Origin of the sequence: uncultured Victivallis sp., from assembly GCF_944391105.1 — a bacterium.
Taxonomy (GTDB): domain Bacteria; phylum Verrucomicrobiota; class Lentisphaeria; order Victivallales; family Victivallaceae; genus Victivallis.
This window is the reverse complement of record NZ_CALXSK010000037.1, coordinates 1-15,196: the sequence shown is the minus strand read 5'-3', so window position 1 is coordinate 15,196 and position 15,196 is coordinate 1. Positions and strand designations below refer to the sequence as shown.

Here is a 15,196-nt window from a genome sequence, read left to right as displayed (position 1 = left end):
ATGAAGCGAACTTTCACCCCGATTGAGTATCCGGCGGGCAATGTCTGCCGCATCTGCCGCCGACGTCCGGCTGATGCCCCGGCCTCCCGCGGCCGTGCAACGCACAAAACAACCTTTACTTTGATTGAGCTCCTCGTTGTGATTGCGATCATCGGGATTCTGGCTTCGATGCTTCTGCCCGCGTTGAATCAGGCGCGAAACAAGGCGAAGGGAACGAACTGCCTGAGCAATCTCAAGCAGATCGGGGGAGCTTCCGCGCTCTATTCGAACGACAATGCGGATTTCATTGTGGTTCCCGGTTATGTCTGCCGGGAGGTGTTCACGACGGATTTGTGGGACTATGCGCTCGCCCGGTATCTGAGCAGCAACCCTTCGGTCAAAAAACAGCCGATCTTTCACTGTCCGCTCGACCCGAATGGTCTCTACTACGGAGCGACGCCGCGTTCCTACTGGATCAACGGCTGGGGAAACAACACCGAATGCGGAATGACCGCGGAGGAGGTGGTCAATTGCCAGACCAGCGTCGCTCCGGCCGGGAAGAAGCTCTCCTCGATCCGGAACGCCTCGACGCTGATGCTTTTTCTCTGCAAGGCGCTACCGGGATCCGAGACGGACCTCAGCCACTATCAGCGCGGCGTTCGATATGCGACCTACTGGAGTACACGCCACTTCAAGGCGTGCAATGTCAACGGGATCAAAGGGCAGGTGCAGCATGGCGCAATGTCGTCGAATTACGCTTTTGTCGACGGACATGCGGCGGCACTGCAGGTGGGAGGGGAAACCGGCGGAGTCAAGCACCCCGCGGAACGATACTGGAAGGTGAATTTTCAATGAGACGGATTATTTCAGCAATTGCGCTCTGGCTGCCTGTCACGCTGTTGGCGGGGGGGACCTTGACATTTCCCTTCTCCGCGGAGGAGGCGGGCAGCTGGAAACGGACTGGCGGGACGGATTGCAACGTGGAATCCGGTGTTCTGATTGTGGACGGCACGCATTGGGACAGCAAGGTCTATCGAACCGTCGAACTTTTCCCCGGTGCTTCGTACGAGCTCTCCGTGGTCGGTCGCGGGAAAACGGTGGTCAAACTCATGGAGAACTGGCAAAAAAACCTGGTTCAGCTGCCGATTTCCGGAACCGGTTTTCATGCGGCTTCGGTTTCTTTTCGAACGCCCGCGGCTTCCGGAAAATTGATCCTCTGCGTTCAGGTCAACGCGGAAAAGGGGAGGGCGGAAGTGAAACGTCTTGCGATTACGCCCGTTTCAGAACAGGAGCCGGAGGTGAAATCTCCTGCCGACTCCACCAGCGGTGTGGTGTGGAGGGAATCGTTCTCGACTGCGGCAGCCGCCGAAAAGCTCGGAGCGGAATTTCTGGCAGGAGGTGGTCCGGACGGCATGAATTGCGTGAAATTTTCCGGGACGACGGGAGAGCTGCAGCTCGATACAAATCTGCTGCGCGGACGCATCGTCACGGTGGAGGCGATGATCCGCGGAGAGGAGCTCGGCGGCGGAACATTGATGATTTCCCCTGCGGCCCCGGCGGGGCCGGGCGAATATTACCCGGCGCTCCGGGCGGACAAGGGGAGTTTCGACTGGCGGAAATTCGGTTATTCAGTCCGGATTCCGGATTACGCGGGAAAGCTCAAACTTAGATTTCTCCACGCGGGGAAGGGGGGAAATGCTTATTATGCGGACGTGAAACTTTCGCTCTCGCCGCTGCCGGCTCCGTTCACCTGCCGGAGCGATGCCCCCTTGCAGAAGGTTCCAAAGTATCGGGGCGCGATGATCGGCTCTCTTCGCGGTGAAGAGGAGGCGTCGATCCGTGAGTTCGGCGAAGTGTGGCACGGAAATCTTGTGCGTTATCAGTTCAGCGGCGGCGGCCGGGAGAACACGCCGGAGAAATACGCCGCCTGGGGCGAACGGCAGATGGAGGCGCTCGACCGCAAACTCCCGTTGTTTGAAAAATATGGGATCAAGGTCATCATCGATCTCCATTCCGGTCCGGAAGCGGTGAATGAAATTCAGCAGAACGTCGGCGTCTGGAATCAGGAGTCCCAGGAGATGATCGTGGCGCTCTGGCGGAATATTGCGCGCCGTTACCGGGGAAATCCGAACATCTATGGTTACGACATTCTGAATGAGCCGCTCGAACCTGCCTACGTCTATCGCGAGGGGGGCGCACTCGACTGGAACCGCTTTGCCGAGCGGATCGCACTGGCAATCCGGGAGATCGATCCGGACACCCCGGTCATCATCCCGTGTTCGGTCGGCGGGAATCCGGTCGGTTTCGCCGGTCTGCGACCGGTCAATATTCCGAACGCCGTCTACACGGTGCACTTCTACCTGCCGCATAACTATACGCATCAGGGGGTCAACGGGGCTCCGATGATCGGTGCATATCCGGGGGTGAACAGCGACGGAATGGTCTGGAACAAGGAACTTCTGCGCAGAGCTCTCGAACCGGTGGTCCGGTTTCAGAAGCAGTACAACGTACCGATTCTGGTCGGGGAGTTCGGCGTCGCACGCTGGGCTCCGGGCGGGGAACAGTATCTGGTCGATCTCATCGATCTTTTCGAGGAGTACGGCTGGGACTGGGCATACCATGCCTATCGCGAATGGAACGGCTGGAGCGCGGAACATTCAGCCGATCCGGCTGATCTGAACCGGCAGCCGAACACGTTGCGGAAGACCTTGCTGATCGGTTATTTCAGCCGCAACAAACGGTAACGTCTGACCGGGAACAACGTTTTTCGGCGGAAAATCGTGCCGTGGACTTGAAAACGGATCCCTGTGGCGGTAGTTTACCTCGACGAACGGGTTCATGACCGCCGGAGGTGTCTTTTGAGAAGTGATACGTTCCTTGTTCTGTTTATCGTCTTCATTGCCGTCATCACGCTCTGGCCACTGATTCTGCGGCGGTTTCAGATCCCGGGAGTCATTGCCCTGCTGATCGCGGGGATGCTGATCGGGCCGAACTGCTTCGACCTGGTCCGCGTGATGGCGGACGCATTTCGTTTTCTCGGCGGCGAGACGGAGACGGTGGTCTCGCATTTCGACTCGCTCATCAACTCATTCGGTTCGCTCGGGCTGGTCTTTCTGATGGCGCTGGCCGGGATGGAGGCGGATTTCAAGCTCATCAACTCCGCGAGAAAACCGGTGATCGCGCTGAGCATTCTGACGTTTCTGATTCCGGCGATCGCGGGATTTTTTGTCTACGCGTATTTCCGTTCGGACGATCTCCCCGGAAAGTTGCTGTATGCGAGTCTCTTCGCATCGCACTCGGTCGGCATTGTTTTTCCGGTGATCCGGGAGTTGAAACTGACGAAGACACGGTTCGGCGCGGCGGTTCTGATCTCGACCGTCATCACGGACATCGCGAGCATCATCCTGCTTGCGGTGAGTGTTCAACTCAAGCGCCAGAGCGTTGTTCCGGGAGCTGCGGAGGCGGCGGGCGGCCGTTCGCTCTCGATCTTCGATTATGTCGATCCGGCGGTTTTCGGCAACTGGTTCACGCCGTTTTTCCTGCTTGTTGTGCTTGCATACCTCGGAGTTGCGGTTTTCCTGGTCTATCGGATCGGGAAGCTGCTGCTGCGCATCTTCAAGCCCGGGGAGGATGCGCTCGTTACAATTCTGCTGCTGGTGATTCTGGCAACCGTGCTGGTCGGGGAGTTCCTCGGGGTGAACCTCGTGGTCGGCGCCTTCATCGCGGGGCTGGCGCTCTCGCGGCTCGTGAAAGAGAATCGCGGCCCGACCGGCCCGCTTATGGAACGGTTCGAGAGCATCGGATACGGACTGCTGATCCCGTTCCTGTTCATTTCGATCGGCATGTCGACCGATTTCCGGGCGTTCGGCGAGGCGGGAAATCTCTCCATCATTCTTTTGACGGTGCTCGGGCTCGTGTGCAGCAAGGTCGCCTCCGGCTGGCTGGCGATGCGCATTTCCGGATTCTCGAACTCGCAGGGCGTGTGCGCGGGGCTGATGACGGTCCCGCAACTTTCTGCGACGCTGGCAGCCGCGGCGATCGGCAGGAACCTCGGCATGCTCGACAACAACTTCTTCAATGCGATCATCATCCTTTCGATCGTGACCACATTGCCGGTTCCGACGCTTGTGCGGCTCATCATCACCAGGACGAAGATGAAATTCCACGAAGTGACCGAGGAGGAGGCGTATCCGATTCCGGCGGAGGATACGCAGGACGAACTGCTTTGAATGGTTTCCTGCGCGGTTTTCCGGCCGGTGCGCTGGCAAAATCGGTCCGGATGTGCTATGTTACGGGAAATAGAATGAAATCAAACTCAACCCGCGACAGGGAGTGAACGGATGCGACAGGTGGTGTTCCTGATTCAGACGGCCGACCGGAAAGGGCTGCTGGCTGAAATTTCAAGTTTCTTTTACAACAGCGGCTTCAACATTCTGCAGTGCCGGCAGTTTTCGGATGTCCGGGCGGAACGTTATTTCATGCGGATCGCGCTCGAACTCAACGCCGAAATCACGCGCCGGGAACTGGAGGAGGCATTCGCGAAGTTCGCCGAAAAACTTGAACTGGAATATTCGGTTCATCATCTTGAGGCAAAACAGAATGTCGCATTGATGGTGTCGAAGGCGTCGCACTGTCTTTACGACCTGCTCATGCACGCAGACGAGGGAGATCTGGTCTGCAACATCCCGCTCATCATCAGCAATCATCCGGATCTGGAGTACGTGGCTGACCGTTTCAATGTTCCCTATTTCTGCTGCCCGATGGAGAAGGGGAAGAAGGCCGAACAGGAGGCGAAGGTGCTCGAACTGCTGCGGAGTCACCGCATCGATCTGGTGGTCATGGCGCGCTATATGCAGATTCTGTCGGACGATTTTATCGCGCACTATCCGCAGCGGATCATCAATATCCATCATGCGTTTCTGCCCGCGTTCCAGGGGGGGAATCCTTATGAGCGCGCATGGGAGCGCGGCGTCAAGATGATCGGCGCAACCGCCCATTATGCGACGGCCGACCTCGATGAGGGGCCGATCATCGAGCAGGATGTCGAACGGATCAGCCACATGGATACGCCCGAGGATCTCAAACAGATCGGCAAGGACATCGAGCGGCGGGTGCTGACCCGGGCGGTCCGGGCGCACCTTGAGCACCGTGTTATTGTTTCCGGCCGCAGGACCATCGTATTCTCATGAAGAAACCACCGGAACAGGCGAATCGGGCTGGCGCAGCGCAGATGATCGCCGCCGGATTTCTCGGGCTTCTGACGCTGCTGCTGCCGGCGAAATTCGCGGGATTGGCCGTGATGCCGGAGGCGACGAGTTTCTTCCCCGGATTCTGGGCCGCCTACCTCGACATCACCTGGCCGGCGCACAGTTTCGGGCTCTTTTCCGGGGTGGCGCTGCTGCTGGCGCTGGCGGTGTTCGGGTGGCGGCTGAAGACTCCGCCGTTCCGGAGCGCGGCGGGGCGGTGTGCGCTGTTGTGGGCGTTCGGACTGCCGATCGCGGCGCTGCCGGGGCTGCTGAACTGCGAGACGCTCGACTACGCGATCTGGGAGATCTTCCACCTCGCCGGGATCGGCGCGTATCTCTGGGCGCTTTATCTGGTGCTCTCGAACCGTCCGGAGTGGCGCGGCATCTACGTCTGGCTGCTGCTGGCGGGAGCCGGTTACGCGGTCTATGCCGGATTGCGGCAGTATTTTGTCGGATTCGCCGAGATGCGGGATTTCATGCGTCAACAGTATGAGGCGGGAATTCAGATCGGCAGTGTCATGCGCAGCAAACTGGAGGATGACCGGGTGTTCGGCTCCTTCGCCTCCTGCAACGTGCTGGCGGGTTATCTTGTGCTGCTGCTGCCGCTGGTGGGATGGAGATTGTGGGTTGCAGGCGAACGGTTTGAACCGGCGAAGGTGTCGAAACCGCTGCTCGCCGGAATCGGATGCCTGCTGCTTGGATCGGTACTGCTCCTGACGCGCGGGCGCGGGGCGCTGCTTGCGGCGGTGCTTGCTGCGGGCGGGTTCGTGCTGACGCTGCCGATGCGGAAGCTCTGGCGTGCGGGTTTGATTTTCGCCGCGATAGCGGTGATCGCGGGCGGGGCGTTGTTTGCGCATTATGTCGGGCGTGGTTTCGGTTCGATGGAGGAGCGGGTCGATTACCTCAAAACATCCGCGCGGATGGTGATGGAGAAACCGGTCGCCGGGTATGGATGGGGAGGATTTTTCTACCGTCACATGGAGCTCAAGACCTCCGACACCGACGAGGCCGCGCACGATCCGCACAATTTCGTCGCATCGTTTGCGACGCAGGCGGGGATCCCCTCCGGGGTGCTGGCGCTCTTCATTCTCTGCTGGCCGATGTGGGAGCTCGGGCGGCGGGTGGTTCGTCGGCGCGCGGGTGGTTTTGAGCAGGCTGTGTTCTGGGGCGAGTGCGCGTTTCTGCTGCATGCGCTGATGGATGTCGATCTGCAGATTCCGGCCAACATGACGATCGGGGGAGGATTGCTGGTGGCCGCTCTGATCTGTCCGGATGCGGGAGAGGGGGAGGAAAAAGCCGTGGGCGCGGCTTCCTTCCGCAAGGCGGGAGTGCTGTGGCTGCTGCCGGGATTGCTGCTCTGTGCGGCGGCGTTTGGTGGAAGCGTTTATATCATGCGGGCGGAGCAGGCTTTCGACGATCTGCTGAAACTGATTCAGCCGCAGTCGGAAGAGGATTTGAAAGTGCGTCCGACTCCGGCGCGGGTTGAACGGGCGTTGCGGAATGCGGCAGGACGGCGTCCTTACTCCCCGTTTCCGTGGGAGAATGCGGGAGACTTTTATCTGGCCATGCGCGACATCCGGAACGCGGAGCGCTGCTACCGGGAAGCGTTGAAACGCACATCGTCGCGTCCTTCGACCTACGAGCGGCTTTCCCGCATCGAGCGATTGCGCGGCAACAGCGGGGAAGCGAAACGGCTCCTGCTCGAAGCGTGCCGCCGCTTCCCCGGCAATCCGAAGTACACCGACGAACTCAAAAAGCGCTATCCGGAAGTGAAGTTCGAGCGCTGAATCCGTCTTCTCCGCGGGATTTCTCCGCTTCCGGCACTTTTTTCGCCTTTTTTTTGATTTTTTTTCATTTCCGGTATTGACTTTCCTCCTGTTGTTTCCCATAATTAATAGTGAAAAATTGCGTAATCTTACATCGTAATTTGTGTAATCTTTCACGGAGACAGAAAAGTGAGTGCCAAACAGTCGGTCACATTGAATGACGTTGCACGCGAGGCTGGCGTTTCGGTGGCAACCGTATCGCGGGTCCTGAATCGAAAAGCTCGTGCGGATGCATTGACGCAGGAAAAGGTGTTCCGGGCGGTCGAAACACTCGGGTATGACGATTCTGCGATTGCCCGAAAGGTGTCGGAAAAAATTCCGGCTCCCCGGATGGAATTCAAGGTTGAGCTTCTGCTCTGTCCGATGCCGGAGCAGAAGAATCTGCTGCAGCTCGATTTCATGGCGGAAATCCTGCGGGGGATTCAGAGTTATTTCAATCGCCACCGCAATGTGACGCTGAACATATCGACGTGGGAGCCGGAGGATAAAAGCGCAGACAATCGATTGCTGCTGAAAAAATTGAGTTCAGCAGACGGCGTGATTCTCATGGGATCTCCGGACGAGAAACTTATGACGTTTCTGCGTCGTAATGCAATTCGTTATGTGCTTCTTCCGAACGATCTCCCGAATGAATCTGCCAATTCAATCAGTTCCGACGATTTTTCCGGTGGTTTCCGGGCTGCGGAGTATCTGATCCAGAAGGGGTTTCGGAAGATCGGTTTTCTGTGCGGTTCTTCGCTTGCGCCGTCTCACACGATGCGCAAGTACGGAGTGATGGCATCGGTTGTCGAACAGCTCGGCATTGAGGCATTTGAAGCCCGTACCGCCCGTTCGTCGGACAATGCGGACATTGAACGATGCTTTATCGACTGGCTTGATTCCGGCACGTGCCCGCCTGCACTTGTGACTTCCCATGCGGCGGCTGCGGAGGTGATCTGCCATGTGCTGGAGGTGCGGGGAATGGCCTGCCCCCGGGATCTGAGTCTCGTGACGTTCGACTCGGAAGTCCGGCTTGATTCCGGCGTTCGAATTTCCTATTTCCGCACGTTTCCGCGTGAGCTCGGTCGTCGGGGCGCGCAGCAGCTTTATCAGCTCATGACAGCCTCCCATCCCGGGGATAAGGTCTGCAAGACGCTTGTTCCGCTGGAATTTCAGGAGGGAAACAGCGTACAGATCATGGAAAAACGCGGATGAACGGTGGAGAATCATGAAACCCCGGATGAACGAGGCGCCCGCGCCAATGCTGCGAAGGTTTTGCCGGTTGCGGCGGTCGGCCTGTTCGCGGCCGTCGGGACGAAACAGAGTCATGATTTTCCTGTTGACGAAATCGGCATCAGGAATATTCGGGAAACGGCGGGGCGTGATACGCATGGTGAATCTGCGAAAATATGACTGGAACAAGGCGATTTCCTTGTTTGAGTGATCGGAAGTGTAAATGATGTCAGGGAAACAGGAGATGGTATGAAAAACAAACGTTTCACATTAATTGAACTTCTTGTTGTTATAGCGATCATCGCGATTCTTGCCGGAATGCTGCTGCCGGCTTTGAATAAAGCCCGGGCGAGAGCACAAAGCTCAGATTGCATCAACAATCTGAAACAAATTGGAGCAGCCGGAACCATGTTCAGCAATGATCATGATGATCTGATTTTACCGGCTACAACATTTGAATACGGATCTCTTGCGGTTGGACTGGGGGCGACTTTGAAGCCCTGGATCGAACATATCTACCCTTATCTGGGAACGGGAAGGAATTTCCCGTATAACGCGGATAAAATGACTTTCCCGCCGGTGCTGGTCTGCCCGGCCGAGCAGGAGGAACGCTGGATTTACAATTCCGCTTTCGGACAGCCGAAAAAGGAAATGAGCAATTATGCCAATAACTCCCGACTTGGTTGTTATCCGAGGGAATTGTATTCCGGCAACACCAAAATCTATGGTCAGCATAAATTGAACACCTGCAGATATCCATCCAGATATATGGCCGTTGCGGATTTTGCCGCTCGCAGCGTTGACAGTTATTCCTGGTCTTATGACATCGGCTATAACGAACGTCTGACAAAAATGAAAATGCGGCATCACACGGGGATCAATGCGCAGGCGCTGGACGGACATGTTCGCACCTTCAATCTGATTGCCCTGCAGCCTCTGGAGTTCAACCAATCCTTCTGTTATATCTGGGAATGAATCGATTCTGGTGAAAGCGGGAAATGGAAATGATAAAAAACGCGATGGGTTTATTACTGCTGCTCTTCTGCCTGGTGTTTTCGGCAGCGGGAGAAGTGGTGTTTTCGGAAAATTTCAGCGATTCGTCCGCGGCCGGGAATTGGAAACTTTCTTCCGAGCGGCATGGGGAAAATTATTCTCACGCCGGGTTCGGCAAGGGAGTTCTGATGCTTCAGGATTTCGATTACAGAGACTCTCCCGCCGTTGCGGAATCTCCGGAATTCGCAGTGGGAAAAGCCTGGAAGATTGAATTCGACTTTTATTTCACGCCTCCTGTGTGGGGGAAACAGAATCAGCCCTATTCCGTCGTAATGCAACTTCTCGACAAGGACGGTGTCGTCGTTGCAGACTTGAGCGTCCAGTATAAACGTCTGGTTCCTGGGGGGACATTTCCCGGCGCTCTGCCGGTGAAAGACAACTCCTGGTATCGACTCTCCGTGACGTCCGGATATGGGGATGGATTGTATGATCTGGCGATAACGGATTCTGCAAGCGGCGAGTGCCGGACGGCCGGGGAATTGCCGTTGAAATCAGCCGGTGCGCCGGCCCGAATCCGTTTTTCCGTCGTCCCCGGCTGGGATACCTGCGGGGTGCTTCAAATCGCGAATCTCGCCGTTTCCGACCTCGGAGTTCCTGCGAAACGGATTCGACCGGTGATCGGACAACTTGAGAACGAGCTTCTCCGATTGCGTTTCCATGCAAATGGAGGAACGGGAATTGAGTTCCGGAATTCCGTTAAGGAGGAGTGGGCTCATCTTGGAATCCTGAAAGCTCCGGAACTTCCGGACGCTCCCGCTTCTCCGGATCACTTTCAGGCAATCAAGCTGAAAGATGACAATCCCGTGCTGCCTGATATTGATTTTGAGATGATTCCCACCGCAACTGACGTTGTCGGAACCGACAACAAGGTTCTCGGGGTTGCAGCCGTGGATAAGGAGGGGAAACAGCTTTATCTGATGCAGTGGACGCTTTTTCCGAAAAGCGTACGTCTCCGTGTTTATCCTTCCTGGCAGGTAGAAGGCAAGTGGGAGGAAAATCTCGGGGCAATGCATTTTATCCCGGCACCGGATATGAAGGAAACCCGACGCTTTTCTCCGGAACGTTCGCTGCTGCATCCATTGGGAGGTGTCCCGCGGGATGTGAGACGCGGTCAGGCAATTGAATTCGGAAATGGAAAAAATCATGCGACATTCGCGTGTAACGGGGAGAGCCCGAGCTACTGGAGCTTCTGGCGGGATAAGAAGTTGCGGTTTGAAATTCGCAAATGCCATCTTCCCTGGGCGCCGGTATTTTACAGCGGAGTCCTGGCTTTGTCCGTTCAGGACCATGAGGATTCACGCTGGCGCGAGGCAATTGCCCGGGCCGGCGACGAGCGACTGCTGATGGATGTCACTTCGGCTGACCCGTTCTTCGTCAGAAAGGATCCGGGCACTTATGAATTGACGGCACATGTTGTCAATTTTTTCAGAAAGCCCCAGCGCGTTCATTTTCGATACACGGCTCATGATTTTGACGGCAGGGTTCTGAAGAAGGAGACGCTTTCGCGCATCCTGCAGCCGGAGGAGGAACATGCGTTTCCTGTTTCTGTGGAATTGAAGCAGACGGGACCGGTTTTCTTCGACATATATGCGATGTCTGAATTCGCAGGAGATTATCGGAGAATTTGCGGGGGCGTCTTGCCGGAATATGATTTCAAGGCCGGAAGAGAGTCGCGAATTGGAATCGTCGGTTGGCGGGGGAGCGCCGGCGAGGTGACGGAACCACGGACTCCGGAACTTCTGTTCCGGATGATGCGCAGAATCGGAGTCTCCACAATTCGCCAGTCCCATCCCTATGAGCATATCGCCCAGAAATACGGGCTGCGCACCTGGTATCACAACAATATTGGCGATTCCGCCAGTTTGGAGGCCTATGTAAAGGGAGCCCGCAATTGGCTTTCGGATCCGAAAGCACTCTCCCGCTGGATGCTTGGCAATTTAAAGTTGACGCATGATACCGGTTCGGAAGTGTTTGAGTTTTCAAACGAGTGGAATCTCTACGGCGGAGAGCAGAAGGCTGTTCGTGCCAAAGCTTATGCCGATTTCGCAAAAGTATTGCGCAAAACCAGGGATCAGTATTACCCGGACATCAAATTGACCGGCTTGACCGTATGCAATGGAGATATGCCCTATATGCAGAAGGTTTATGAACAGGGGGCGTGGGATGATTTCGATTACCTCGCATTCCACGCAACCGGGGTTACCCGTTCCCCGGAGACAGACGACTCCTACTGGAGCTATATCCGGACTCTGAGAGCTGTTCGTGAGGCAGCCCGCCGTTTTGGAGACAAGCCTTTGTATCTTACGGAATTTTACTCCCCCACCGCTCCGAATATGCTAATAACGAACAATGAGCGGATCGCAGCAACCGATATCGGGATTCAAGTTGGACTCGCGGTAGCGGCCGATGTGAAAAACATCATGTATTATACCTTCAATGATCTCGAAACCGGGGCGCTGATCCACCCGGACAACAATATCAGTCTGCAACGTGAATGCCATTTCGGACTTTTCCACCGAAACTGGATGCCCAAGCTGCCTTTGTGGGCATGGCAGACTGCCGCCCGCTTTTTTGATCCGGGCAAATTTCTGGGGGATCTGCAATTTGATGATCCGGATGCGAGAGGGTTGCTTTTCGACCGGGGGCCGAATGGAAAATTCGCCTTGCTGTGGAGCCGTAAGGATGGCTTGCGCAAACAGGAAGCTCCGATTCAACAGGGATTTCACCTTCAGCCATGGATCCCGGCGGATTTGAATGCTCCTCTGGAGTTGACCGTTGATGCCATGAATCGGCAGTGCGTCTGGGTTACGGATGCCGTAGGTCGAACCCGCAGGGTGGCGGCGAACTCGGATGGGAAAGTGGTTCTTCCGTTGACGGAGGCACCCTTGTATGTCGAGGGGGCCCGGCTGATTCCAACGAAAGGGCCGGTTTACCGGATGCTCTCTCCCGACGCCTCGCCGGCGGAGTGGATCAGACTTGAATAGATGATCATGTCGTTATGTTGATGAACCAGAAGAGAGGAAAGGCATGTCCGGATTCTGACGTCGTCCGATTTTCCGAGACATGAAATTCTCGATGCAACTCCCTCGTTTCAGGGAGCTTTCGGTGCACATCGGCCTGAGCGCCCCCAGACCGTCGTTCCACAGCCTGCAAAGCACATGTGCGTTTTCGGGCTGCCCCCGCGGCCGGAGAGGATTTTCTAATGGAGCCTCTTCCGGCTGAGTTTTGTTTTTCCGGTATCCTTCCGACCGGCTTGTTCTGGAAAACGTCAGTTTTCTTTGGAAATGAGCCAGTTAACGATTTTTGCTGGAATCAAGGCTGCGCGTGAAGTGTTTGTTCATGAAAATCGCCGCATAGGGGAAGGCGTTGTTCCAGTAATCCCAACTGTGGTTGCCCGGACGTTCGCAGTAATCGTGTTCGATCTTCCTTTCCAGGAGTTTCTTTCTGGCTGCACGGTTCACCTCAAGGAAGAAATCCTCCGTGCCGCAGTCAATGCTGATCGCAAGATCCCGGTTTTTCAGCTTGTCGATCTGATTGATGATCGTGTACTTTTCCCAGTTTTCGGGATGCTCTTTCCTGTCGCCGAGAATGTTGGGCAGATTCCAGGAATTGTATGGGCGGATATCCAACCCGCCGCTCAGAGAGACCGCGATGCTGAAGGTATCCAGATGGTTGATCGCCAGATACATCGCACCGTATCCCCCCATGCTCAGCCCGCATACTGCCCGATTCTCCCGATTGGGAATGGTCCGATAATGGTTGTCGATCCATGCAATCAGCTCCTTGCCGCAGAATGTGCTGTATCGACAGGAATCGTCGACCGGACTGTCGATGTACCAGCTGTTTTCCGCATTCGGGCAGACGACGATGAAGTCGTTCTTATCGACCTCCTTGAGCAGATCACGGGCATCGACCGACCAGTTTCTGTAGTTGCCTCCCGCTCCATGGAGCAGATACACTACAGGATAGCGTTTGGTTGCGTCGGTTTTGCTGGAGTCCGGCAGAATCACGTTCACCGGGATGTTTTTCTTCATTGCGTCACTGTACACGTCCCGCTTTTCGATGGTTGCGCCATGAAGCGGCAGAAACAGACAGATGAGAAGAAGGCTGAGTACAAGTGCGGCTTTCCTCCATGAATTTCCGGATGGGTTCATTTTCATTGTTCTTCCTTTTGCGTTGTGTTTTGGCGTAAAAAAGAAAATACCATGCTGTTTCTCATTTTTCAAGTGAAAGTTGCGTCGTCGTTCAGAAAGCAGAATCCATACACCCCGGCCGGGCTCGCTCCGCGGCACGTGGAGCAATTTCATGACACTTCACCTCTTTTTCGAAAAAATGGTTTTCCGCTGACATACTTCGGTTGTTTTTCCGCTCTTTCCGGAAGCGGGCCGGAGAAGGTTCCGGGAGAATTCCGGAAAATCCATGCTCCGGACATTTTCTGTTGCATGACGGATGTGTCTTCTCGTGATCGCAGTGTTTTCCTTCTGAAAAGTTCACCGGGAATATTGCAAATACGAAGAAGCAACTGTAAATTGCAAAAAAAAGCAATTACGGAAATAAGAAGGGAGGGGGCATGAAGGATATTCTTTTTGAACCTTTTGAAATCGGAACGCTTGTTTCGGGGAACCGCTTTGTCCGATCCGCAACCCATGAGGGGCTTTCGGACCCGTCAGGGCTGTACACGCCGGAGCTCATCCGAACCTATGCGGAACTGGCGGAAAATGAGGTTGGATTGATCATAACAGGACATTCGTTCGTTTCTGAAGAGGGGAGGGCGTCGAAATTCCAGTCTTCTGCGGCATGTGACGACGCCGTTGAATTGTGGAAAGTTGCAACCGAACAGGTGCATCGTCGTGGCGGCTCCATCGTTCTCCAGCTGGCGCATGCGGGGGGCTTCTCGGGGGACCCGGAACATGCGATGGGACCGTCGGAGTTCCGCTCATCTCCGAAAAGGGGCTTTTGCCGGAGCGCATGTCGCGGGGAGATTCAGAAAATCGTTGACGCCTTCGCTTCTGCCGCCCGGCGTGCACGGCTGGGCGGGTTCGACGGGTTGCAGATTCATGCCGCACACGGATATCTCATCAGTGAATTTCTTTCCCCGTTCTACAACAAACGGACCGATGAATATGGCGGTTCGCTGGAAAATCGGATGCGTCTGCTCAAAGAGATTTTTCTGGCGGTACGCAGCGCAGTCGGAAACGATTTTCCCATACTTGTGAAGATCAATTCCGAAGATTTTGTGGAGGGCGGTTTTTCTGTGGCGGAGTGCGTGGAGGTTTGCCGGGAGCTTGAGCGGCTCGGGCTGGATGCCGTGGAACTTTCCGGCGGAATTCCCGAGGCTGGTCCCCGGCGTTCTCCTGTCCGTCTTCCGGAAAAGGGTTCTGTTGATGACACTGTCTATTACGAGTCGGCTGCTTGCCGGTTGAAGGCAACGTTGCGTCTGCCGTTGCTGCTGGTTGGCGGTGTGCGCTCGATCCAGACGGCAGAACGTCTGGCAAGAGACTCCTGCTGCGACATGATTTCTCTCTGCCGTCCTCTGATCCGGGAACCCGGTTTGCTTCGCCGCTGGCATTACGAGGATGATTCCCCGGCGAAATGCGTCACCTGCAACGCCTGTTTCCGGCCGATTTTGACCGGGCGCGGCTTCTTTTGTCCGCGGGAACGGAGCGATGATACCTCTCGCGGATGCAATTGATTGGCGGGGGGTGGAAGGTGCCCCTTGAAAAAGGGGCATGACCATAATCTGCTCCCGAATGGCTGATTTGATTTAAAATAAGCGGTCTGTCGAAAACAGGAAGCGTGTATAGTAAAAAACGGCAACGATTGTTGCCGTTTTGAGCTTAAAAATGGTGGAGCTGGTGGCTGTGTCCGGACTCTCCGATT

Annotated in this window: 11 protein-coding genes; 10 read left to right on the top strand and 1 reads right to left on the bottom strand. The window is 55.8% G+C overall.

Features of this window, described 5'->3' with window-relative positions; translation table 11 throughout:
* The 9 genes from Q0K10_RS11315 (at position 1) to Q0K10_RS11275 (ending at position 12,300) form a co-directional block, all read left to right on the top strand.
* Positions 1–834, top strand: coding sequence for a type II secretion system protein (locus Q0K10_RS11315; protein ID WP_294507060.1), 834 nt, complete (start codon positions 1–3; stop codon positions 832–834).
* Complete coding sequence (locus Q0K10_RS11310; RefSeq protein WP_294507058.1) at positions 831–2,723, top strand: cellulase family glycosylhydrolase; 1,893 nt, start codon at positions 831–833, stop codon at positions 2,721–2,723. Before Q0K10_RS11315 ends, Q0K10_RS11310 begins: the two co-directional genes overlap by 4 nt.
* 114 nt (positions 2,724–2,837) lie before the next feature.
* Complete coding sequence (locus Q0K10_RS11305) at positions 2,838–4,208, top strand: cation:proton antiporter (RefSeq protein WP_294507056.1); 1,371 nt, start codon at positions 2,838–2,840, stop codon at positions 4,206–4,208.
* A 111-nt stretch (positions 4,209–4,319) separates the two neighbouring features.
* On the top strand, positions 4,320–5,168 hold the full coding sequence (gene purU, locus Q0K10_RS11300; RefSeq protein ID WP_294507054.1) for a formyltetrahydrofolate deformylase: 849 nt from the start codon (positions 4,320–4,322) through the stop codon (positions 5,166–5,168).
* The gene (locus Q0K10_RS11295) at positions 5,165–7,012 is read left to right on the top strand and encodes an O-antigen ligase family protein (RefSeq protein ID WP_294507052.1); all 1,848 of its coding nucleotides are present in this window, start codon (positions 5,165–5,167) and stop codon (positions 7,010–7,012) included. The genes purU and Q0K10_RS11295 overlap by 4 nt, the downstream gene beginning before the upstream one ends.
* Positions 7,013–7,180: 168 nt before the next feature.
* Complete coding sequence (locus Q0K10_RS11290; RefSeq protein WP_294507050.1) at positions 7,181–8,245, top strand: LacI family DNA-binding transcriptional regulator; 1,065 nt, start codon at positions 7,181–7,183, stop codon at positions 8,243–8,245.
* Between the two features lie 3 nt (positions 8,246–8,248).
* On the top strand, positions 8,249–8,443 hold the full coding sequence (locus Q0K10_RS11285) for a hypothetical protein (protein ID WP_294507048.1): 195 nt from the start codon (positions 8,249–8,251) through the stop codon (positions 8,441–8,443).
* Positions 8,444–8,512: 69 nt separating this feature from the next.
* Positions 8,513–9,238 (top strand): DUF1559 domain-containing protein, encoded by a 726-nt coding sequence (locus tag Q0K10_RS11280; RefSeq protein ID WP_294507046.1) that lies wholly within the window; start codon positions 8,513–8,515, stop codon positions 9,236–9,238.
* A gap of 29 nt (positions 9,239–9,267) precedes the next feature.
* A complete protein-coding gene (locus tag Q0K10_RS11275) occupies positions 9,268–12,300 on the top strand; it encodes a hypothetical protein (protein WP_294507044.1) in 3,033 nt (1,010 codons plus the stop codon).
* Positions 12,301–12,609: 309 nt separating this feature from the next.
* Here the strand turns inward: Q0K10_RS11275 and Q0K10_RS11270 are convergent, their stop codons facing one another.
* Positions 12,610–13,470, bottom strand: coding sequence for an alpha/beta hydrolase family protein (locus tag Q0K10_RS11270; protein WP_294507042.1), 861 nt, complete (start codon positions 13,468–13,470; stop codon positions 12,610–12,612).
* 416 nt (positions 13,471–13,886) lie between these two features.
* Between Q0K10_RS11270 and Q0K10_RS11265 the strand changes: the two genes are divergently transcribed.
* Entirely contained in the window at positions 13,887–15,008 is a 1,122-nt protein-coding gene (locus Q0K10_RS11265) for an NADH:flavin oxidoreductase (protein ID WP_294507040.1), read from the top strand.
* The last annotated feature ends 188 nt before the right edge of the window (positions 15,009–15,196 follow it).